This window comes from Candidatus Eisenbacteria bacterium (assembly GCA_016235265.1).
Taxonomy (GTDB): Bacteria; Eisenbacteria; RBG-16-71-46; order RBG-16-71-46; family JACRLI01; genus JACRLI01.
In genome coordinates this window covers 153229-175230 of record JACRLI010000002.1, presented here as the reverse complement: position 1 = coordinate 175230, position 22002 = coordinate 153229, and the positions used below count along the sequence as shown (strand labels likewise).

The following is a 22002-nucleotide window of genomic DNA, read 5'->3' as shown; positions in this document are numbered from 1 at the left end:
GAAGCCCATGAGCGATAAGTCGCCGCGCAAGCCGGTCCCCGTCCCCGGGGCTCCCCGGGGCGTGCGCACGGTCAAGGTGGACTTCCTCGCCCGCGTGGAGGGCGAGGGCGGCGTGCTGGTGAAGCTGCGCGACGGTCGCGTCACCGAGGTGCAGCTCAAGATCTTCGAGCCCCCGCGCTTCTTCGAGGGCTTCCTGCGCGGCCGCCGGCTCGGCGAGGTGCCCGACATCACGGCGCGCATCTGCGGCATCTGCCCGGTGGCCTACCAGGTGAGCTCGGTCAACGCCATGGAGGCGGCGCTGGGAATCCGGCTGGACGAGCCCCTGAAGCTGCTGCGCCGCCTGCTCTACTGCGGGGAGTGGATCGAGAGCCATGCGTTGCACATCTACCTGCTGCACGCGCCGGACTTCCTGGGCTATCCCAGCGGCATCCACATGGCCCAGGACCACGGGGCCGAGGTGCAGCGGGGCCTGGAAATCAAGAAGACCGGCAACGCGCTGGTGACCGCCGTGGGCGGCCGCGAGATCCACCCGGTGAACGTCCGCGTGGGCGGCTTCCATCGCGCCCCGTCGAAGAAGACCCTGCGCGAGCTGCTGCCGGCGCTGGAGAAGGCCCGCGACGACTCGCTGGCGACGATTCGGTGGGTGTCCGGGTTCGAATTCCCCGAACTGGTGGTGGAGCACGAGCTGGTGGCGCTGCGCAGCCCCGACGTGTACGCCATCGAGGACGGCCGGGTGGTGAGCAGCAGCGGGCTGGACATGGATCCCTCGGAGTACGAGAAGCACTTCTCCGAGGAGCAGTCCCCCCACTCCAACGCGCTGCACTCGCGCCGCCGCGGCGGGGACGCCCCCTACCAGGTGGGCCCGCTGGCGCGCTACAGCCTCAACTTCGACCGCCTCTCCCCCGACGCGCAGCGGGCGGCCCGCGAGGTGGGCCTGGGCCCCACCTGCCACGAGCCCTTCAAGAGCATCGTGGTGCGCGCCGTGGAGCTGTTCTATGCGTGCGAGGAGGCCATCCGGCTGGTGCAGGCCTACGAGCCTCCGGAGAAGTCCTTCCGGGAGGCGGAGCCGCGCGAGGCCGACGGCCACGGCGTGAGCGAGGCGCCGCGCGGGCTGCTGTACCACCGCTACCGCCTCAGCGCGGAAGGCCTGGTGGTCGCGGCGAAGATCGTGCCGCCCACCTCGCAGAACCAGCGCGCGATGGAGGCCGACCTGGCGGTGTTCGCGGGGGCCCGCGCCGCCCAGCCCCTGGACCGGCTCACGCTGGGCTGCGAGCACGCGGTGCGCAACTACGACCCGTGCATCTCGTGCGCGACGCACGTGTTGCGGGTGAAGGTGGACCGGGAGTAGACGTCGGAAGGGCCCGCCGCGCTGAGGCGGGCGTGTCCGCGATGGGTTTCGCCGCCGTGCGAGGAGTTTGCCGCAGCGCGGCCGGAGTGGATGACAAGGTATGCGCCGGGGTGCGCCGGCGTTCCTGGCACCGGGGCCGGGGGCGTCGGAGAGCACCCCGGGGCTTCTTCAGCCCGTTTCCAGGATCACCTCCGCCGCCCCCGCCAGGTCCTCGCACAGCGCGGCCGGCTTCACCGAGCCCGGCGCGTCCAGCAGCTTCTCTTCCAGGTCCCCGTAACCGGTGCGCACCAGGATGCCCCGTGCGCCCGCGCGGACGCCGGCCTCCACATCGCTCAGGCGGTCCCCCACCATCCAGCTGCGGGCCAGGTCCAGTTCCAGGTCGCGGGCCGCATCCAGTAGCATGCCCGGCTCGGGCTTGCGGCAGCGGCACGGCCCGGTGAATTCCGGGTGGTGCGGGCAGAAGTAGTAGCCGTCCACATGCGTGCCCTCGACCCGCAGCAGCGCCTCGATGCGCCGGTGCACCGCATGCACCGCCGTCTCGGCGAACAGACCCCGCGCCAGTCCCGCCTGGTTGGACACCACCACGACCATGAATCCCCGCGCGCGAAGCTTCCGCACCGCCTCCGCCGCACCCGGTGTGAACTCCACGCCCTCGGGATCGGCCAGGTACTCGCGCTCGACGATCAGCGTGCCGTCGCGGTCCAGGAACACGGCGGGGGTCACGGGGTCCTCCCAGAGTTCGAGGCGTGCCGACGTCGGGGCATCGGTGTTCCTTCCCGGGGGCCGCAGCCCCTCATGCGACCGGCCGGACCGCGCACATCTCCAGCGCGGCCTCCCGGACCATGCGGACGTCCATCTTCAACAGGCAATCGAGGTGTCCCAGCGGACACTCGCGCCGGAAGCACGGGGCGCACGGCAATCCCAGGGTAAGCACGCGGTGGCCCTCGCCGCGGGGGCGCGTCCAGGTGGGCGAGGTGGAGCCGAAAAGGGCCAGCACCGGGGTGCCGCACGCGGCGGCCACGTGCGCGGCGCCGGAGTCGTTGGTGACCACTACGGTCGCGGCAGCCAGGGCCGCCGCCCATTCTCGCACGGGCAGGCCCACGAGCGGTCGCGTCCCCACAGCCTGGGCCACGGCCTGGACGCTCTCTTCCTCACCGGCGGCTCCGGCGGCGACGCTCGCGATGCCCTCCTCGCGCAGCTCGATGGCCAGCGCGGCGAACCGCTCCGTGGGCCAGCGCTTGGCTGTGCCGTACGCGGCGCCGGGACTCAGCACGGCGATTCGCGCGCTTCTTCCGCCGCCTGATGCGCGGACTGTGTCGCTGGGGACGGCGCCGGGGTCGTCCGGCTGCGCCGGATCGATCCCCGTCACCGTCCCTCGGGGCGCGCTCGCTGCACCTTCCACCGTCCAGGCGCGGGCATTCCCACTGGGGGCGGCGCCGGGGTCGTCCGGCTGCGCCGGATCGATCCCCGTCACCGTCCCTCGGGGCGCGCTCGCTGCGCCTTCGGCGGCATTCATCAGAGTCTCGCGGCCGGCGGCGCGCTCCTCGGCTGTGAGTATGATCTGCGGCAGGCACTGCGACGGGCGCACGCCGAGCGGCTCAAGGAGGTCGTCCCACTCTTCCACCACGTGGGCCACCGGGGGACGCGGCCTTGGCGGGCGGGGGTGGCGCAGCAGTAATGTGCGGGCGTCGGCGCGGCGGCCGAGGCTCGGGATTCCGTTCCGGAAGTTGATCCAGGCGGACGAAAGGGAATCGGGCAGCAGGACGCCAAGGTCGAAGCGGCCTCGCACGGCCGCCGGAAACCCGGGGCCCAGGCGGTGGCAGCGCTCTGCGGGCAGCAGGCCGGGGAACAGGTCCACCACGGCTCCGCGGCCGGCGATCTCGAGGTGGATGTCCGGGCGTTGCGCGGCGAACGCGCTCACCACGGCGGTGGCCATGGCGGCATCCCCGATCCAGTTGGGGACGCGCAGGAGCACGCTCCCCGGGTTCAGCATGGCTGCCGCGTGCGCCCGGCCTTCATGTTCCGGCCCGCGCTGCGCCTAGTAGGCCTTGGAGAAGATCACGCGCTGCTTCGCCGCGCCGCCGCACACCGCGCAGGTGCCGGCGCTCTCCGGCTCGTCCAGCGGGATGCAGCGGATGGTGGCCTGGCAGCGGGCCTTGGCCTCGTCCTCGCACGAGTTCTTGCCGCACCAGTGCGCGTTCACGAAGCCGCGGTGCTCGCCCAGGATGGCCTCCATCTGGTCCAGCGTGGCCGCCTCGCGGGTGGACTTGGCGCGGAAGTCCCGGGCCGCCTGCAGCAGCGCGGCCTGCACCTCGTCCAGCAGCGCCGGGACGCGCGTGGCCAGGTAGTCCCACGCCACCGGCTCCTTGGCGCGAGTGTCGCGGCGCACGGTCACCACCTGGCGCGCGGTCACGTCGCGCGGTCCCAGCTCGATGCGCAGCGGCACGCCGCGCAGCTCGTGCTCGTTGTACTTCCAGCCCGGCGTGTACTGGTCGCGGTCGTCCAGGAACACGCGCACCCCCGCGGCCTTCAGCGAGGATGCGGCCTGCGCGGCCGCCTCCATTACCGCGGCGCGCTCGGCCTCCTTGCGGTAGATCGGGATCACCACCGCCTGCACCGGCGCCACGCGCGGCGGGATCTTCAGCCCCGAGTCGTCCCCGTGGACCATGATCAGCGCTCCCATGAGCCGGGTGCTCACCCCCCACGAGGTCTGCCACACGTGGCGGCGCTGCCCGTCGGCGTCCTGGAAGGTGATGTCGAACACCTTCGCGAAGTGCTGCCCGAGATTGTGCGAGGTCCCCGCCTGCAGGCCCTTGCCGTCGGACATGAGCGCCTCCACCGAGTAGGTCCGCAGCGCGCCGGCGAACTTCTCCTGGTCGGTCTTGCGGCCCTTCACCACCGGCACCGCCAGCTCGTTCTCGATGAAGTCGCGGTACACCTCGAGCATCTTGAGCGTCTCTTCCTCGGCCTCCTGCTCGGTGGCGTGGGCGGTGTGGCCCTCCTGCCACAGGAACTCGGAGGTGCGCAGGAACGGACGCGTCACCTTCTCCCAGCGCACCACGTTGGCCCACTGGTTGATCAGCACCGGCAGGTCGCGGTGCGAGTCGATCCACTTGGAGTACATGTGGCAGATGATGGCTTCGCTGGTCGGCCGGATCAGCAGCCTCTCCTGGAGCTTCTCGGCGCCGCCGTGCGTGACCCACGCCACCTGCGGCGCGAAGCCCTCCACGTGGTCGGCCTCCTTCTGCAGCAGGCTCTCCGGGATCAGCAGCGGGAAATAGGCGTTCTGGTGGCCGGTGTCCTTGATGCGGCGGTCCAGCGCCGCCTGCATGTTCTCCCAGACGGCGAACCCGTAGGGGCGGATCACCATGCAGCCGCGCACCGGCGAGTAGTCGGCCAGCTGGGCCTTCTGGATCACCTCGCCGTACCAGCGCGAGAAGTCGTCGGTCTGGTCGGTGAGATCCTCGACGAATCTCCCGGCCGCCTCCTGCGTCTCTTCCACAGTCTTCTTCGAGTCGGACATTCAGGCTCCCTTGTTCAGAAACGGACGGACACCCCGGTCAGCCCGTGATGGCACACAATTCCCTCCACACCCGCTCCACGTCCAGCTCTTCGAGGCAGCGGTGATGGCCCAGCGGGCACGCGTCGCCGCCGTGCAGGGAGCACGGCTGGCACCCCGGCGCCAGGTTCAGCACCCGGTGGCGAGGGCCGTAGTGCGCGAAACCGAATGCGGGCGAGGTGGCCCCGAAGAGCGCCGCCACCGGCGTGCCCACGGCCACCGCCAGCTGCGCCAGGCCGGTGTCCCCGGACACCACCACTTCCATGCGCCGCAGCAGCTCCGCGGTCACATCCAGCGGCGCGCCGACGGCGTGCACCCGGGAGGAATCCGTCGCGGCCCCGCCGGCCGGGCCCGCCCCGGGGGCGGTGCCACCGGCCGGGTTCGACCGGGAAGCGATCCCGTCCACCGAGACCTCCGCCAGCGCCGCCTCGAACTCCGCGCGCACCGCCCGGTCGCCCGGCCCGAAGAAGGCCAGCGCGTGGCGGCCCTCCTCTTCGGTCCAGCGGCGGCACAGGGCCGCAAAGCGGTCCGGGGGCCAGCGCTTGGTGTTCCAGCGCGCCACCGGCACCACCGCCATCCACCGCGCGGTGGCCGGCGCCAGCCCGCCCAGCAGGTCGAGGGCCGACTGCCATGCCGGGGGACCCCCCACGACGTGCGGCGCCTGCGCCGGACCGCGGGCCCAGGGGTGCACCGCGGCGTGAAAGCGCTCCACCACGTGCGCCACGGGCTCTCGCTGCCCGCCCCGCGCCGCCCCGCCGCGGCGCACCAGCGCGCGCCGCGCGAAGTGCGCCCGGTTCCAGCGGCTCGTGCGCAGCGGGGCCAGCCCCAGGGACAGGCCCAGAGTCCGCCAATTATATTGAAGATCCACCAGCGCGTCAAAGCGCCGGGACCGCAACCCCGCGCCGTAGCGCACCCATTCCCAGGCGGGCATGGGCGCGGCGGGACAGGCGAGCACCTCGTCCAGGCCGGGGTGGGCCTGGAGCATGGCCGTGTAGCGCGGCTGGGTGAGGAAGGTGATGTGGCAGGCGGGCAGGCTCTCGCGCAGGCTGCCCACCACCGAGGTGGCCAGCGCGACGTCGCCCAGCGAGGACAGCCGCACCACCAGGAAGCGGGGACGCCCGCTCATCGGACCACGCGCCGCAGGCCCGGAGGCGTGCGGAACTGCACGTCGTAGAGCCTCCGGTACAGACCCCCGCGGGCCAGCAACTCGGCGTGCACGCCTTCCTCCACCACCCGACCCTGGTCCAGCACCACGATGTGGTCGGCGCGCTCGATGGTGCTCAGGCGGTGGGCGATCACCACCACGGTGCGCTGCTGCATCAGCCGGTCGAGGGCCTCCTGCACCAGCCGCTCCGACTCGGTGTCCAGCGAGGAGGTGGCCTCGTCCAGGATCAGGAGCGGCGGATTTCGCAGCAGCGCGCGGGCGATGGCGATGCGCTGGCGCTGCCCGCCCGAGAGCTTCACCCCTCGCTCCCCGATCACCGACTCGTAGCCCTCCGACAGGGTGCGGATGAAGTCGTGCGCGTTGGCCGCCCGCGCGGCCTCCTCCACCCGCTCCAGGGGCACGTCCTGCTGCCCGTAGGCGATGTTGCTGCGGACCGAGTCGTTGAACAGGATGGTCTCCTGCGGCACCATCCCCACCAGGCGGCGCAGCGCCGGCGTGCGCACGTCGCGCAGGTCGTGACCGTCCACGCGGATGCACCCCTCGGCCGGGTCGTAGAAGCGCATCAGCAGGTCCGCCAGCGTGGACTTGCCGGCCCCGGAGGGCCCCACCACCGCCACCACCTGGCCGGGCTTCACTTCCACGCGCACGTCACGCAGCACCAGCGGCCCGTCGCCGTAGCGGAAGCTCACCCCCTCCACGCGGATGCCCGAACCCAGCCCCGTCAGTTCCACCGCGTCCGCTCTCTCGGGCAGCTTCTCCTGCGTGTCCAGCAGGCGGAACACCCGCTGCGCCCCCAGCAGTCCCTCCTGAACCCCGGGGTTGAGGTTCGAGAGGTTCTTGATCGGGTTCATCATGCTCAGCATGGCCAGGAAGAACACGAAGAAGTCGTTGCCCGCCAGCGTGTGCGTGCCCCAGATCTCGTGCGCGCCCACCCACAGCACCAGCAGCGCCACCGCCGTGGTCAGGATCTCGGCCAGCGGACCGGCCATCGCGCCCAGGCGGCGCACCCGCAGCGTGGCGCGGGTCTGGCGCCGGTTCACGTCCTCGAAGCGGCGGGTCTCGTAGCCCTCCATCCCGAAGGACTTCACCACCCGGATGCCGGAGAGCGTCTCCTGGAGCACGGTGGTCATGTCGCCCATGCGCTCCTGCGAGACCTCGCTGTGGCGGCGCAGGCGGCGGCCCAGGGTGACGATGAACCAGCCCGCCGGCGGCAGCACCACGAACGACACCATCGCCAGCCGCCACGACAGCGACAGCACGATGCTCATCCCCACCAGCAGCATCAGCGAGTCGCGCACCAGGGTGCTGGAGGCGGCGGTGATGGTGCCGCGCACCAGGGTCACGTCGTTCATGATCCGCGAGATCAGCATCCCCGTGCGGCGGGTGTGGAAGAACGCCAGTCCCAGTTCCTGCACGTGGCGGTACAGGGCGTTGCGCAGGTCGCGGATGACGCGCTGCTCCACCGATTGCATGGTCACGTTCTGCACGTAGTTGAACGCGTTCTTGAGGATGAAGCTGGCCAGGATCAGCAGGCACACCCGGGTGATGGCCTCGAGCGGCGGGCAGTCCAGCAGCTGCCGCTCCAGCCACACGCGCGCGGCCGGGATGAGCGTCTGCGGGTGGGCGACATCGAAGGGCATCGGCGCGGGCACGCCCGGACGGCCCACCGACATCACCAGGCGCATGAACGGGTTGAACATCAGGATGGCCGCGCCGTTCATGACCGCGTAGAAGCTCATGAACACGAAGGCGAGCCCCATCTCGCGCCAGTAGGGGCGCACGTAGCGCAGCAGGCGGAGGAAGACGGCGCCGCGTTCCCCGCGCGGCGCGTTACGGGCGGCGGGTGCGTCCATGGCGCCGCTCGCGCGGCCCCCCTCCGGTGGCGCGCCGTGAAGTCGCGGGGGCATCGCCCGCCCGGGGGTGCGCGGAGCCCACGGCCCGGCCGCGCGCGGCGGCCTTGGGGCGGACCGGCCCGCGGCGCGCGGGCGCCCGGCGCGGGGCCGCGCGCCCCGGCAGGAGCGTCAGCGCCAGCGCCGCGTCCAGCGTGGACACCGGGTGGAAGCGCATTCCCGAGCGCAGCTCGGGCGGCAACTCGTCGAGGTCCTTCACATTGGCGGCGGGCAGCACCACCTCCGCGATCCCGGCGCGGTGCGCGGCGTGCAGCTTCTGGCGCAGGCCGCCGACCGGCAGCACCCGGCCCCGCAACGTCACCTCGCCGGTCATGGCCACCTCGTGACGCGCGCTCCGTCCGGAAGCCAGGGAGGCCAGCGCGGTGGTCATGGCCACGCCCGCCGAGGGCCCGTCCTTGGGGATGGCCCCCGAGGGCACGTGCAGGTGCAGCTCGTGGGTGGCGAAGAAGCTGTCCGGAATGCCCAGCGCCGCGGCGTGCGAGCGCACGTAGGAGAGCGAGGCCATGGCGGACTCGCGCATCACGTCGCCCAGCTGGCCGGTGATCATCAGCCCCCCGCGCCCCGGCATCGCCGTGACTTCCACCACCAGGATCTCGCCGCCGGCCGGGGTCCACGCGAGACCGGTGGCGATGCCCACCTGGTCGGCCACCTCCGCCCGCTCGCCGAAGTAGCGCGGCGCGCCGAGGTAGGCGGGCACCTCGTCCGGACCCACGGCCACGTGGGGATCCGATCCCGCGGCCAGGTCCCGGGCCACCTTGCGGCACACCGAGGCGATCTCGCGCTCCAGACCGCGCACGCCGGCCTCCCGGGTGTAATCGGAGATGATCCGGCGCAGCCCGTCGTCGGTGAAGCGCAGCCGGCCCTCGTCCAGCCCGTTCTCCGAGATCTGCCGCGGCAGCAGGTGGCGCCGCGCGATGCTGAGCTTCTCCTCGTTGGTGTACCCGGGCAGCTCGATCACCTCCATGCGGTCCAGCAGCGGATCGGGCACGGTGTCCAGCATGTTGGCGGTGCAGATGAAGAACACCCCGCGCAGGTTGAACGGCACCGCAAGGTACAGGTCGGTGAAGGTGTCGTTCTGCGCCGGATCCAGCACCTCGAGCAGCGCGGATGCCGGGTCCCCCCGGAAGTCGTTGCCCAGCTTGTCCACCTCGTCGAGCATGAACAGCGGCAGCGGGCCCCGGGTCTTCGCCAGGCCCTGCAGGATCCGGCCCGGCAGCGCGCCCACGTAGGTGCGGCGGTGTCCGCGGATCTCCGCCTCGTCGCGCACGCCGCCCAGCGCCAGGCGTACGAACGGCCGGCCCAGCGCCCGCGCGATGGAGGATCCCACCGAGGTCTTGCCCACGCCGGGCGGCCCGACGAAACAGAGGATGGGTCCCTTCGAGTCGGGCTTCAGCTTGCGCACCGCCAGGTACTCGAGGATGCGCGCCTTGACCTTCCCGAGATCATGGTGGTCCTCGTCCAGGATGCGCTGCGCCGCGGCGAGATCGATCCCGGGCGGCGGTGGCGGGCTCCACGGCAGCGCCAGCATCCAGTCGAGATAGGTGAGCGCCACCGAGTACTCGGCCGAGGCCTGCGGCATGGAGCGCAGCCTCCCCAGCTCCTTGAGCGCGGCCTCCTTCGCCGGGGCCGGCATGCCGGCGGCCTCGATCCTGCCCGCCAGCTCGTCCAGGGCGGCGGAGCGCTCGTCGCCCTCCCCCAGCTCGCGCTGAATGGCCTTGATCTGCTGGCGCAGGAAGAACTCGCGCTGCCCCTTGTCCAGCTCGCCGCGCACGTCGCTCTGGATCTTCCGCGACAGCTCCAGCATCTCCAGCTCGCGCGCCAGTATGGCGGCGAGGCGGCGGAGGCGCTCCAGGGGGGGCACGGTGCCCAGGATCTCGAGCCGCTCGTCCGGGGAGAGCCCCACGTTGGAGGCGATGAAGTCCGCGGCGCGGCCCGGCTGCGGGATTCCCGCGGCCAGCGCCTTCAGCTCCTCGGGCAGGCCCGGGGCGGCGTCCACCACCCGGGCGAACAGGTCCCCCACCGTGTGGAGCACCGCGTCCAGCTCCGGCGGGCGGGCGTCCTCCTCCGGGATCAGGTCGAAATCGGCGTCCAGGCCGTTCGCCGCGGCGCGGAGCTCCCTCACCCGGACCCGGGACAGCCCCTGCACCAGGATGCGCATGCTGCCGTCGGGGAATCGCAGCATGCGGTGCACCAGGATGGCGGTGCCCACGGGGCGCACGTCGGCGGCGGAGCGCACGCCGGCCCGCGCATCCATCGGCGCGAACAGCGCCAGCATCTTCTGCGCGGCCAGCGCGTCGTCCACCACGCGCACCTGGGCCGCCTCGGTCAGCACCAGCGGCACCATCATGAAGGGAAACACCACCGGGTCGCCGACCGCCAGGGCCGGCAGCGTGGTCGGCACCGCGGGCAGGGTCGCCTCGCGCTCGGTCTCGTTCACGCGTCCCTCACCGGTCCAGCCGCTTGACCAGGCGCACGATCAGGATGCCCTGCTCGTACGCCATGGTGATGCCCTCGCCGCAGCAACCCTCGGGCAGGCGCAGGTGTCGCTCGAAGGCGCCGACGCGGATCTCCATCTTGTGGAACTGCCCGCGGCCCTCCGACTGCGGCGCCCGGCGCACCCCGCGGATCCGCAGCATCCGGCCCTCGGCCACGACCTGGAGGTCCTCGGGGCTGGTGCCCGCGATGTCCACGCGCACCACGAACTCGGCCTCGGTCTCGTAGGCGTCCGTGGGCGGGTGCCAGGCCTCGTGGCCCGGGACGGGAAGGTGGGAGCGGCCCGAGAGCAGGTGCTCCCAGTGCTCGCGAAGCGGATCGTCGTCATGGGATCGTTTCATGGCGTCCCCGCGCGGGCAGAGCCCGCCGCGGGCCTCACTCGGCGCGCTCCAGCGGGGCGGACCAGGGGTAGTCGCGCACGAAGGCGGCCTCGAAATCGTACCCCTGGGCGAAGTCCTCCAGCCGGTCGCTCTCGGTCCGGCCGAGGAGGCCCGCGTCCACCAGGTTGAAGACGATGTGCCCGAAGTCGAGGGTTTCGCGCAGTCCCCAGTGCTCGAACACGGTCTTGGCCATGGGCCCGAACTCCTGGAGAGCGTAGCGCCGGATGCCCTCCAGCAGCTCCTGGCCGCTCACGTGGCGGGGCTCGGGCAGCCGCGATACGGTGTAGCCCAGCGCGAACATCAGAAAACTGTAGGCTTCCGCGCGGTAGCGCGGATCGCGCTCGGTAAGCTTCTCCACCTCCTCGTGGAAGTCCGACCGGTTCTCCAAGGTCCCCTCCCTGCCCGCCGTGCGGGCCGCCTCGCGCGGACCTCCCGGCCCTTCCATCATAGCCCCGGACGGCCGCGCTTTCCAGCGGGCGGCCGCGGGCGGGGGGCGCGCAGCAGCGTGTGGCGCCCCTCCAGGCGCGGATCGGTGTCCGGATGGTCCACGTTGTAGTGCAGCCCGCGGCTCTCGCCGCGGCGGCGGGCGCTGCGCACCACCAGCTCGGCCACCAGGGCCAGGTTGCGCAGCTCGACGATGTCCAGAGTCACCCGGTGCCGCCAGTAGTAGGCCTCGATCTCCTCGCGCACCAGCCGCAGACGCCGGGCCGCCGAGCGCAGCCGGCCGTCACTGCGCACGATGCCCACCAGGTCCCACATCAGCCGCCGGACCGTCTCCCAGTTGTGCTGGTAGAGCACCGCCGCAGGGCGCAGCTCCACCGAGGTGTCGCGCCACTCCGGCACGGTGCGGGGCAGCCCCGCGCCCAGCAGCCCGCGCGAGGTCTCCACCGCGCGCCGGGCGTACACGAGGGCCTCCAGGAGCGAGTTGCTGGCCAGCCGGTTGGCGCCGTGCAGCCCGGTCATGGCGCACTCGCCCACCGCCAGCAGCCGCGGCACGGAGGTGCGGGCCTCGAGGTCCACCCGCACCCCGCCGCACATGTAGTGGGCCGCCGGCACCACGGGAATCGGCTCGCGGGTGATGTCCAGGCCGAATTCGAGGCACGAGGCGTGGATGTTGGGGAAGCGGCGGCGCACGAAGGCCGCCCCCAGGCGCGTGACATCCAGCCACACATGGCGGTCGCCGCGGGTCTTCATCTCGTTGTCAATGGCGCGCGCCACCACGTCGCGCGGCGCCAGTTCCTTCATCCGGTGGTAGCGGCCCATGAAGCGCCGCCCGGCGCCGTTGAGCAGCACCCCACCCTCGCCGCGCACGGCCTCCGAGATCAGGAAAGACCGGGCCTCCGGGTGGTGCGACTCGGGGTGATACAGGCACGTGGGGTGAAACTGCACGAACTCCATGTCCGCCACCGCGGCGCCCGCGCGATAGCCCATGGCCACCCCGTCGCCCGTGGCGATGTCGGGGTTGGTGGTGTACAGGTACACCTTGCCCGCCCCCCCGGTGGCCAGCACGGTGGCCCGCGCCAGGAACGGGATCATCCGCCCCGTGTGCACCGACAGCACGTAGGCTCCCAGGCACGCCTCGCCGCCCCCGCGCCCCATCCCCGCCTTGGAGGCCAGGATCAGGTCCACCCCCAGGTGGTGTTCCAGCAGCCGGATGTTGGGGTGGTGCCGCACCGCCTCGAGCAGCGCGCGCTCGATCTCGCGCCCGGTGGCGTCGCGCGCGTGCACGATCCGCTTGCGGGAGTGGCCGCCCTCGCGCCCCACCGCGAGCCCGCGCCCGTCGCGGTCGAAACGCACGCCCCAGTCCAGGAGCTGGCGGATCATGGGCGGGCCGTCCTCCACCACCATCCGGACGGCGGCCGGATCGCACAGCCCCGCGCCGCAGCGCAGCGTGTCGCGAATGTGCAGCCGGAAGTCGTCCCCGGGGGCGGTGACGCTGGCCACCCCGCCCTGGGCGTAGTTGGTGTTGGACTCGCCGCGTTCCTTCTTGGTGAGCACCGTGACCCGGCCGAAGCGCGCCGCTTCCAGCGCGTAGGTGAGGCCGCCGATGCCCGATCCCAGCACCAGGAAGTCCGTTCGCCGGATCATCACCCTCCGTTCCGGGCGATCACGCCGCCGCCTCGCGCACCCGCGCGCGCAGCTCGTCGCCGCCCGAGGTGAAATGCAGCCCCACGCGCAGCACCGCCGCCCCGAACCAGCGGGGCAGGCGCGGCACGTCCTTCTCGGTGGTCACCCACAGCAGGTCCTTGCGCAAACGGTCGATCTCCTCCTCACCGAACACGTGGTGGTCGCGCCGCGCGTGGATGGCCTCCACGTGGGCCCCCAGCGCCCGGACGGTCGCCACGAAGCGCTCGTGGCGGGCGATCGCACACACCACGCCCACGGCCCGGCCCGCCAGGGTCGAGGCAGGCGAACGCCCGGCCCCGGGCAGGTCCACGCTGCGGGGCCCCACCCGCGCGGTGGCCCAGGTCGCGTCCGCGGGCAGCAGCGCCCGCAGCCTCGCGGCCAGGGCCTGCTCCTCCGCCAGCTCCCCGGAGCCGGCCTCCGGCGCGTCGCTGTCCTCTCCGGCTGCGTCGCGCGCGCGGGACGGCAGCACCAGCACCCCCGCCCCGGCGGCCCGCAGCGCCGAACGCGGCTCCCGCAGCGGGCCGGCGGGCAGCACCCGGCAGCGGTGCTCGTCGCCGCGCAGGCACACCACGTCCAGGTCACGGGCCAGGCCCAGGTGCTGGAAGCCGTCGTCGAGCAGCAGCACCTCGGCGCCGTCCCCCACGGCAGCCCGGCCGGCCGAAACGCGGCTTCGGGCCACGTACACCGAGGCCCGCGGGAGCCCGTGGGCCAGCAGCCACGGCTCGTCGCCGGCCTCCTCCCACGAGGCCACCTCCACCTGCCCGCGCAGCGACACCCTCGATACTCCGCGGCCGGCCACGGGCCGCGCGTAGCCCCGGGAGAGCACCGCCACGTGGCGGCCGTCCTCCGCGAGCCAGCCGGCCAGGTGGCGCACCAGGGGGGTCTTGCCGGTCCCGCCCACGGCCAGGTTGCCCACCGAGATCACCGGCACCGGCAGGCGCGTGCCCCCGCCCATGGCCGCGCGGCGCGCGCGGGCGATCGCCGCGACCAGCCAGCCCAGGGGGGCCGCGACGCGCGGATACTCCTCCACATCCCGGTCCTCGCGCCGCCCGTCGCTCATGCGGCCTCCGGCGCCGGCCCCGCGGGCAGCGCCCCGTTCCGCAGCAGCCAGTCCAGCGCCCGCGCGGCCGAGCCTCGCTCCGCCGCGGCCGCCGCGGCCGCCGCGGCCGCCATCCGCGCCCGCTCCGCCGGGGCGGCCAGCAACTCCGCCATCGCGCGGCCCAGGGCCGCGCCGTCCGGCACGCGGAGCGCGCCGCCCGAGTCCAGCAGCGCCCGGCACTCCACGTCACAGTGGCCGGTGTGGGGCCCGAACAGGACCGGCACCCCGGCGCGCGCCGGTTCCATCACGTCGTGCCCGCCCAGGGGCACCAGGCTGCCGCCGACGAACGCCACCTGCCCGGCGGTGTAGGCGCCCGCCAGCTCCCCCAGCGTGTCCAGCAACAGGGTGCGCACGCCGCTCGCCCCGGCGCTGCGGCGGCCGAAATCCACCCCGCGCTCGCGCAGCAGCCCGGCGAGGCGCTCCGCCACGCGCGGGTGGCGCGGCGCCAGCACCGCGGCCAGCGCGGGCTCCGCCCGCCGCGCCACCGCGAGCGCGTCGAGCACCGCCGCTTCCTCGCCGTCGCGCAGGCTGCCGAACACTACCACCGGGCCGTCCCCGGCCAGGCCCAGGTCCGCACCGGAGATGCGCGGCGGCGGCGGCCGGTCATGCTTGAGGTTGCCGGTCACACGCACCCGCTCCGCCGGGGCCCCCAGCGCCACGAACCGCTCCGCGTCGGCGGGGCCCTGCACGGCGAACGCCCGCACCCGCGCCAGCGAGGGCGCCAGCAGCGAACGCAGCGCCCGGTGGCGCGGGAAGGCCCGCTCCGAGATGCGCCCGTTCACCCAGCTCACGGGCACCCGCACGGCGCACTCCCCGAGCAGCGCGGGCCACAATTCAGTTTCGAACACCGCGAGCGCGGCGGGTCGCGTGCGCGCCAGGCGGCGGCCCACCGCGAAGGCCGCGTCCAGCGGCGCAGGCTCCGCCACGCGCCCCCCCGCCCGCGCGCGCGCCAGGCCGGTCCTGGTGTGGCAGGTGATCCGGGCGGGCAACCCCGGCGCGCGCGAATGCAGCGCGCCCAGGAACACCTCCACCCCGCCCAACTCGCCCACCGAGGCCGCGTGCGCCCAGAGCGCCCCGCGCGGTTCCGGGGCCGCCAGCCCGGCGCGCGCGGCGCGCTCCGGGCCGGCCAGCCTGCCCCAGCCCTCCAGGCCGGGGCGCAGCAGCCAGCCGATGGCGCGGTAGGCCGCCCCCGCGGCGTTCACGGAACTTCCTGCGCGGCGCCGGCGGCGGACAGTTCGAGCGCGGCCCTGGATCCGGGGCGCCCCAGTTCGTCGAGGGCCGACGCGAGGCGCCGGCCCCACGGTTCCATCCCGCCCGCGTCCAGGTCCGCAGTGACGCGCAGGGGCTCGCCGAAGCGGATCTCCACGAGCGCGCCCGGGCGGGGCACCATGAACCGGTCCCACGTCCCGAAGTGCCAGGCCGAGCTGGCCACGCAGCTCACCGGCACGATGGGCAGCCCGGTGCGGCGCGCCAGCATCAGCACCCCGGGGTAGATGGCCCCGGCGGGGCCGCGCGGCCCGTCCGGGGTGATGGCCACGTCGCGCTCGCCCGCCAGCTCCCGCATCGCCAGGAGCGCCTCGGCTCCCCCGCGCTTGGAGGAGCCGCGGCGCACGGTGTAGCCCAGCATCTCCAGGGCCACTGCCAGGAACTCACCGTCCCGGTGGCGGCTCACCAGCGTGCCGACGCCCTGCCCGCGGTGCGCGAAGATGAGCGGCAGAATGCGCCCGTGCCACAGCGCGTAGATCACCCGCGAGCCACCGGCGTGCGCCGCCCGGTCGTGCGTGGCGCCCACGGTGCGGATTCGCCAGGTGGAGCCCAGCAGGCGCAGGGTGCCCGCCGCGGCCCGGCCGATCCACGGCACCTCGGGGCCGATGTCGCTCATCCAGGGCATGTCTAGGGGACGGGCCACAGCATTCCCTCCGCCACGCGGCTCAGTTCCTCCGAGGCGCGCGGCCCGCCCAGGTCCCCCACCACCTTCGTCGCCCGCGCGCGCACGCGGGCCGGCTCGGCGGGGTCGTCCAGGAGCCGCTCCAGTTCCGCGGCGATTCCCGCCGGGGTGGCCTGCGATTGCAGCAGCTCGCACGCCACGTCCCCGCCGCCGACGATGTTGGCCAGGCTCACGTGACGCAGCTTCACCGCCCGCTTCATCAGCGCGTAAGTGAGCGGCGAGGTGCGGTAGTAGACCACCTGCGGACAACCCGCGAGGAGCGCCTCCAGGGTGGCGGTGCCCGCGGCCACCGCCGCCGCGCCCGCCGAGCGGAGCAGGTCGTGCTCCTCCCCGGCCACCACCTTCACCGCCGAGCGCGCCGGCACCGCCAGCGCCGACCCCGGCAGCCCCGCGGCGAGCGCGGCCACCGCCTGGGTGCCGGGCCGTCTCACCGCCAGCAGCCGGGCGGCCTCCAGCAGCAGCGGCCAGTGCCGCACCACCTCGCCCACCCGGCTGCCGGGGAACAGGGCCACCAGCGGCCGGGCCGGGTCCAGCCCGTGGCGCGCATGGAACGCGCCTGTCGCGGGCGGCGGGCCCATCTCCTCCAGCAGCGGATGACCCACGTAGTCCACGGTAAGGCCGCGCTTGCGGTAGTACTCCACCTCGAAGGGAAACACCACCGCCAGGCGGTCCACGTCGCGCCCGATCCTCGCGACGCGCGACTCCCGCCACGCCCACACCTGCGGGCTCACGTAGTAGAGCACCTTGAGCCCCAGCCGGCGGGCCCGCGAGGCGAGCCGCAGGTTGAAGTCGGGGAAGTCCACCGGCACCACCAGGTCGGGCCGCCGCCGCGCCGCCTCGCGCTCCAGCAGCGCCAGCGCGCGGAAGGCCTGGGGCAGCCGCGAGATCGCCTCCACCAGGCCCACCACCGCGAGGTCCTCCATGCGGGCCAGCGGCTCCAGGCCGGCGGCGCGCAACTCCGGGCCCCCGAGGCCGAAGGCCTGCGTCCCCGGATGGCGGCGCCGGAACTCGTCGAGGAAGCGTGCCGCGTGGCGGTCGCCGGAGGGCTCTCCGGCGGAGATCAGCAGGGTGGGCGGGCTCACGGCTGCCGCGGGCCGAAGCGGTCCGCGTGGAGGGCGATGGCCTCGCGCACCCGCAGCGCCAGCTCGAGGGCGGCCATGCCTTCCTCCCCGGTCGCGCCGGCCGGCAGGTGCGCGGGGCCGCCCCGCCGGGCGGCGCAGGCCGCCACGAAGTCCTCGAGCTCGAGCCGCAGCGGCTCCCCCTCCAGCCGCTCCCGGCGCTGCGACACCGCCGGCGGCCCGTCCGCGGGCCGCTCCAGCACCGTGACGTCCGCCTCGCGCTGGATGAAGTCCAGGCTCCAGTACGCGTCGTGGTCGAAGAAGCGCAGCTTGCGGACGGCCTTGGCGGACACGCGGCTGGCGGTGAGGTTGGCCACGCACCCCCCGGCGAACACCAGCCGGGCGTTGGCGATGTCCACGTGCGGGGAGATCACCGGCACGCCGACCGCCTCCACGCGCTCCACGGGACGGCGCACCGCGTGCAGCGCCAGGTCGAGGTCGTGCACCATCAGGTCCAGCACCACGTCCACATCCAGGCTGCGCGGGGTGAACGGCGCCAGGCGGTGGCCCTCCACGAAGCGCACGTCCTGAAGGCGGCCGCCCACCGCGCGATACGCGGAGTTGAAGCGCTCGGAGTGACCCGTGTGCAGGACCGCGCCGGAGTCGCGGGCCGCCTCCAGCAGGGCGCGCCCCTCGGAGGCGGTCGCGGCCAGCGGCTTCTCCACCAGTACGTCGAGCCCGGCGCGGAGCGCGGGCAGGGCCACCTCGGCATGCGACGCGGTGGGGGTGGCCACCACCACCAGGTCGGCCTCCTGCCAGGCCGCGCGCGCGTCGCGCGTGCGCGGGACCTCCGGTGGGCACTCGGGCTGGTCGAACTTCGCGGGCAGCAGGTCGCAGATGGAGACCAGTTTCACGCCCGGCAACTGGTGCAGCAGGCGGGCGTGATGACGGCCGAGGTGGCCGAGCCCGACGACCGCGGCGCGCAGCGTCATGGACGCCGCGCCGGGCGCGGGAAGGAGTGCCGGAGGTGGCTCATTCCGTGGAAGTTACCGCATGCCGGGCAGGCACTCAAGGAGGACCCGGGGGCTGGGAGGACCCGGGGCTAGAGGATGATGCCGCGCTCCGAGGTGGCGACGAAGTCGCACAGCTGCTCGATCTCGGTCAGCTGCCGCAGCTCCCCCCGGATCCGCCGCACCGCCTCCCTCACCGTGAGGTGCGAGCGGAAGAGGATGCGGTAGGCGCGCTTGAGCTCCAGGCGGGTCTCCGCCGGGAAGCCCCGCCGCACCAGTCCGACGGTGTTGAGACCCGCGGTGCGCAGCGGCTCGCCGGCGCACTTCACGAACGGCGGCACATCCTTCACCACGCGCGAGCCCATGCCCACCAGCGAGTGGCGCCCCACGCGGGCGAACTGGTGCACGGCGGTGACCCCGCCCAGGATGGCCCAGTCGTCCACCGAGACGTGGCCGCCCAGGTGCGCGCTGTTGGCCATGACCACGTGGTTGCCCACGCGGCAGTCGTGGCCCACGTGCGTGTACGCCATGAGCAGGCAGTCCGACCCGATGCGGGTGGCGCCGTCCTCCACCGTGGCGGGGTGGACGGTGCAGAATTCGCGGATCTGGTTGCGGTCGCCGATCTCCACGTAGGACCGCTCGCCGCGGAACTTGAGGTCCTGCGGGTCGTCGCCCAGCACCGCGTGCGGGTGGACGACGTTGTCCTCCCCCAGCGACAGGTTGCCCATGAGCACCGCGTGCGGGCCGACGCGCGTGCCCGCGCCCAGGCGCACGCCGGCGCCCACGATCGCGTACGGGCCCACCTGCACCCCCGTGCCCAGTTCGGCGCGGGGATCCACCAGGGCGGTGGCGTGGATGCGGGGGCGGGTCTCTTCGCGCGTGGCCACGGCAGATCCTAGCCCGGCTGGTTGTCCGCGATGCCGGAGAGCAGGTCGGCCTCCGCCGCCAGCTCGCCGTCCACGAACGCCTTCGCATGCACCTTGCACATGCGGACCTTCAGCCGGACCATCTCCACCTCGATGCGGAGCGTGTCCCCCGGGAGCACCTGGCGTCGGAAGCGCGCGTTGTCGATGCCCATGAAGAACATCAGCTTGCCCCCGGGGTCGGCCACGGTGTTGAGGAACATGAATCCGCCGCACTGCGCCATGGCCTCGATCACCAGCACGCCCGGCATCACCGGGCGGCCCGGGAAGTGGCCCTGGAAGAACGGCTCGTTCATGGTCACGTTCTTGATCCCCACGACCCGCTTGCCGGCCTCCAGCTCCAGAATCCGGTCCACCAGCAGGAACGGGTAGCGGTGCGGCATGACGTCCATGATCTGCTGGATGTCATAGGCCGGCTTCCTCGACGCGGCGGCGCTGGTACCGTTGGTGCGCGCCGATTCCTCGGCCTGCGCGGCGAGCAGGCGCACGAAGGCCACGTTGGACTCGTGCCCGGAGCGGATCGCGGTGAAGTGGCCGCGCATGGGCCGGCCCATGAGGAACAGGTCGCCGAGGAAGTCCAGCACCTTGTGGCGCACGAACTCGTCCCGGAAGCGCAGCGGCTCGGGGTTGATCACCTTCCCGTCGCGCACCACCACGCCGTTGTCCAGCCGCCCGCCCTGGATGAGCCCCTGCGCGCGCAGGCCCTCCACGTCGCGGTCCAGCACGAAGGTGCGCGCCGGCGCGATCTCGCGGGCGAAGGTCTCGGGGTCCACGTCGAAGGTGGCGTGCTGCGTGCCCACCAGCTCGTCGTCGTACACGATGGTGAAGGAGAGTCGCAGGCCGTCGTGCGGGGTGGCCAGCAGTTGCACCGGTCCGGCGGAGTGCACCACCGGTCGGTCCACGTGGAAGTAGCGGCGCGGCGCGGCCTGCTCCACGAGCCCCGCCTTCCGGATCAGCTCCACGATGGGCAGCGCGCTGCCGTCGCGGGGCTCGGGCAGCTCCAGGGCGTCCACCTCGACCACCAGGTTGTCCACGCCCATGCCGGCCAGCGCGGCCAGCAGGTGCTCCACGGTGTGCACCTCCACGCCCCCGGCGCCCAGGATGGTGCGCCGCCCGCGCGCGGCGTCGTACACGGCATTCTCCGGGGACACCCGCACCTCGGGACGACCGGGCTGGTCCACCCGCACGAAACGGATGCCGGTGTCGGCCTCGGCCGGCACCAGCCGCACGTTTCCCGGCCTGCCGGTGTGCAGGCCCGTGCCGCTGTAGGCGATCGGCGCCTGGAGTGTGCGCTGGGCGTCGCTCATTTCGGGGTCCCCTGCTCCAACTCGCGGATCCGCTCCTCGAGGTCGCGGACCTTCTTGACCAGTTCCGGCAGCCGCGTGAGCGCGGAAAGCTCGCGCAACGCCCGGCCGCGGTCGCGCGCCGGGCTGCCGAGCCACACCGCGCCCTCCGGAACGTTCTTGTCCACGCCGGCCTGGGCGCTCAGGAAGGCGCCCTCGGCCACGTGGATGTGACCCACCATCCCCACCTGGCCTGCGACGGTCACCCGGTCCGCCAGCTCCGTGGATCCGGAGATGCCGACCTGGGCCGCGATCAGGCCCTGTTGTCCCACGCGCACGTTGTGCGCGATCTGGACCTGGTTGTCCACCTTGGTGCCGCGACCCACCCGGGTCTCGCCGGTGGTGCCGCGATCGATGGTGGTGTTGGCGCCGATCTCGACGTCATCCTCCAGGACCACGCGCCCCAGGTGCGGGATCTTCTGGTGCGCCTCGCCGTCCCAGACGTATCCGAAGCCGTCGCCGCCGATCACCGCGCCGGCCTTCACGATCACGCGGTCGCCCAGCTCGCAGCGCGCGTGCACCGCCACATGCGGATGCAGCACGCACCCGGAGCCCACGACCGCCTCCCGGCCCACGTACACCAGGGCCGACACCACGGTGCCCTCGCCCAGCCGCGCCCCGTCCTCCACCACCGCGAGCGGGCCCACCGACACGTTGCGGCCCAGCACCGCCGACGCGGATACCACCGCCATGGGGTGCACCCCCGGGGGGGCGGCATTGGCGCCGTTGCCGCAGATCAGCTTGATGGCCTGGACGTACGCCAGGTAGGGGTTCTCGACCCGCACCGCCGGAACCCGGCAGGTGGGCGCCCCCGGGCCGACCAGCACCGCTCCCGCGGCGGTGGCCTCGAGGTAGCGCTCATAGCGCGGGTTGGCCAGGAACGTGAGGTCGGCCGCACCGGCCTCGCGGATTCCGGCCACCCCGGTGATCTCGACGTCGCCGTCCCCGAGGAGCATTCCGCCGATCCTCTCGGCGATCTGGGCAAGTCTCATGCTTGGTTCGAGTCCCCTGGTGTCGCGACCCCCGGGCCCCGCGCGGGCAGGCCCGGCCCGTCGGTCAACGCTTGGCGGGCGCCAGGCCGGACGAGTTGTCGGCGGCTTCCTTGTTCAGTTGCTCCACGACCTTGTCGGTGAGGTCGAAGGACTTGCTCCCGAAGAGGATCCGGTTCGAGGCCGCATCGAGGATGAGCGTGTACCCTTCCTTCTGGGCCAGCGTGTCGAGGGCCTTCTTCACCTTGTCAATGACGCCCTTGACCAGGTCCTCGTTGCGCGTGGTGGCCCGTCCCTTGGGGCCCCAGATGCCGTCGGCCTGATTCTGGTACTCGCTCTGCTTGCGGGTGAGCACGGCTTCCTTCTCCCGCCGCTTGGCGTCGCTCAACACCAAGCCCTGATTGTCCAACTCCTGCTTGAGCTTCGCAATCTCATTTTTGGCGTCCAGCAGGTCGCGGTTCCAGCTCTCGACGTCGCGATCGAACTGGCGCTGGGCGTCCTGCGCCACCTTGTACTGCTCGAAGATGCGCGCGGTGTCCACGAACCCCAGCTTGAGCTCCTCCGCGCGCGCCGCGCCCGCGCCCGCCGAGGCGAGCAGCAGCACGGCCAGGGCGCGACCCGCGATCCGTCTCATGGCGCCTCCGTGGTGC

The 22002-nt window shown here is 73.3% G+C and carries 19 protein-coding genes; 1 reads left to right on the top strand and 18 read right to left on the bottom strand.

Annotated features, from left to right (window positions below):
• The first annotated feature begins 7 nt into the window (after nucleotides 1-7).
• On the top strand, nucleotides 8-1348 hold the full coding sequence (locus HZB25_01135) for a Ni/Fe hydrogenase subunit alpha (protein MBI5835823.1): 1341 nt from the start codon (nucleotides 8-10) through the stop codon (nucleotides 1346-1348).
• Between the two features lie 168 nt (nucleotides 1349-1516).
• Here HZB25_01135 and HZB25_01130 read toward each other — a convergent pair whose 3' ends face one another.
• From HZB25_01130 to HZB25_01045, 18 genes are all read right to left on the bottom strand, one after another.
• Nucleotides 1517-2071 (bottom strand): HAD family hydrolase, encoded by a 555-nt coding sequence (locus tag HZB25_01130; protein MBI5835822.1) that lies wholly within the window; start codon nucleotides 2069-2071, stop codon nucleotides 1517-1519.
• A 70-nt stretch (nucleotides 2072-2141) separates the two neighbouring features.
• Nucleotides 2142-3341 (bottom strand): hypothetical protein, encoded by a 1200-nt coding sequence (locus tag HZB25_01125; protein MBI5835821.1) that lies wholly within the window; start codon nucleotides 3339-3341, stop codon nucleotides 2142-2144.
• A gap of 45 nt (nucleotides 3342-3386) precedes the next feature.
• Complete coding sequence (locus HZB25_01120; protein ID MBI5835820.1) at nucleotides 3387-4871, bottom strand: proline--tRNA ligase; 1485 nt, start codon at nucleotides 4869-4871, stop codon at nucleotides 3387-3389.
• A gap of 37 nt (nucleotides 4872-4908) precedes the next feature.
• Nucleotides 4909-6033, bottom strand: a complete 1125-nt coding sequence (locus HZB25_01115) for a glycosyltransferase family 9 protein (protein MBI5835819.1) — start codon at nucleotides 6031-6033, stop codon at nucleotides 4909-4911.
• Complete coding sequence (locus tag HZB25_01110) at nucleotides 6030-7925, bottom strand: ABC transporter ATP-binding protein (GenBank protein ID MBI5835818.1); 1896 nt, start codon at nucleotides 7923-7925, stop codon at nucleotides 6030-6032. Before HZB25_01110 ends, HZB25_01115 begins: the two co-directional genes overlap by 4 nt.
• The gene (gene lon / locus HZB25_01105) at nucleotides 7903-10329 is read right to left on the bottom strand and encodes an endopeptidase La (protein MBI5835817.1); all 2427 of its coding nucleotides are present in this window, start codon (nucleotides 10327-10329) and stop codon (nucleotides 7903-7905) included. Before lon ends, HZB25_01110 begins: the two co-directional genes overlap by 23 nt.
• Nucleotides 10330-10426: 97 nt before the next feature.
• Nucleotides 10427-10816 (bottom strand): Hsp20/alpha crystallin family protein, encoded by a 390-nt coding sequence (locus tag HZB25_01100; protein ID MBI5835816.1) that lies wholly within the window; start codon nucleotides 10814-10816, stop codon nucleotides 10427-10429.
• A gap of 34 nt (nucleotides 10817-10850) precedes the next feature.
• Entirely contained in the window at nucleotides 10851-11300 is a 450-nt protein-coding gene (locus HZB25_01095) for a hypothetical protein (GenBank protein MBI5835815.1), read from the bottom strand.
• The gene (nadB, locus tag HZB25_01090; GenBank protein ID MBI5835814.1) at nucleotides 11300-12943 is read right to left on the bottom strand and encodes an L-aspartate oxidase; all 1644 of its coding nucleotides are present in this window, start codon (nucleotides 12941-12943) and stop codon (nucleotides 11300-11302) included. The genes HZB25_01095 and nadB overlap by 1 nt, the downstream gene beginning before the upstream one ends.
• 19 nt (nucleotides 12944-12962) lie before the next feature.
• On the bottom strand, nucleotides 12963-14042 hold the full coding sequence (gene lpxK, locus HZB25_01085; protein MBI5835813.1) for a tetraacyldisaccharide 4'-kinase: 1080 nt from the start codon (nucleotides 14040-14042) through the stop codon (nucleotides 12963-12965).
• Nucleotides 14039-15283: a 3-deoxy-D-manno-octulosonic acid transferase gene (locus tag HZB25_01080; GenBank protein MBI5835812.1), complete on the bottom strand. Its 1245-nt coding sequence runs from the start codon at nucleotides 15281-15283 to the stop codon at nucleotides 14039-14041. Before HZB25_01080 ends, lpxK begins: the two co-directional genes overlap by 4 nt.
• On the bottom strand, nucleotides 15280-15990 hold the full coding sequence (locus tag HZB25_01075; GenBank protein ID MBI5835811.1) for a lysophospholipid acyltransferase family protein: 711 nt from the start codon (nucleotides 15988-15990) through the stop codon (nucleotides 15280-15282). The genes HZB25_01080 and HZB25_01075 overlap by 4 nt, the downstream gene beginning before the upstream one ends.
• Nucleotides 15975-17111, bottom strand: a complete 1137-nt coding sequence (gene lpxB, locus HZB25_01070) for a lipid-A-disaccharide synthase (GenBank protein MBI5835810.1) — start codon at nucleotides 17109-17111, stop codon at nucleotides 15975-15977. The genes HZB25_01075 and lpxB overlap by 16 nt, the downstream gene beginning before the upstream one ends.
• The gene (locus tag HZB25_01065; GenBank protein ID MBI5835809.1) at nucleotides 17108-18079 is read right to left on the bottom strand and encodes a Gfo/Idh/MocA family oxidoreductase; all 972 of its coding nucleotides are present in this window, start codon (nucleotides 18077-18079) and stop codon (nucleotides 17108-17110) included. Before HZB25_01065 ends, lpxB begins: the two co-directional genes overlap by 4 nt.
• Before the next feature lie 110 nt (nucleotides 18080-18189).
• The gene (gene lpxA, locus HZB25_01060) at nucleotides 18190-18984 is read right to left on the bottom strand and encodes an acyl-ACP--UDP-N-acetylglucosamine O-acyltransferase (GenBank protein MBI5835808.1); all 795 of its coding nucleotides are present in this window, start codon (nucleotides 18982-18984) and stop codon (nucleotides 18190-18192) included.
• 8 nt (nucleotides 18985-18992) lie between these two features.
• Nucleotides 18993-20327: a bifunctional UDP-3-O-[3-hydroxymyristoyl] N-acetylglucosamine deacetylase/3-hydroxyacyl-ACP dehydratase gene (locus HZB25_01055; protein ID MBI5835807.1), complete on the bottom strand. Its 1335-nt coding sequence runs from the start codon at nucleotides 20325-20327 to the stop codon at nucleotides 18993-18995.
• Nucleotides 20324-21355, bottom strand: coding sequence for a UDP-3-O-(3-hydroxymyristoyl)glucosamine N-acyltransferase (gene lpxD / locus HZB25_01050; protein ID MBI5835806.1), 1032 nt, complete (start codon nucleotides 21353-21355; stop codon nucleotides 20324-20326). The genes HZB25_01055 and lpxD overlap by 4 nt, the downstream gene beginning before the upstream one ends.
• A 64-nt stretch (nucleotides 21356-21419) precedes the next feature.
• Nucleotides 21420-21986 (bottom strand): OmpH family outer membrane protein, encoded by a 567-nt coding sequence (locus HZB25_01045; GenBank protein MBI5835805.1) that lies wholly within the window; start codon nucleotides 21984-21986, stop codon nucleotides 21420-21422.
• Nucleotides 21987-22002: the final 16 nt, after the last annotated feature.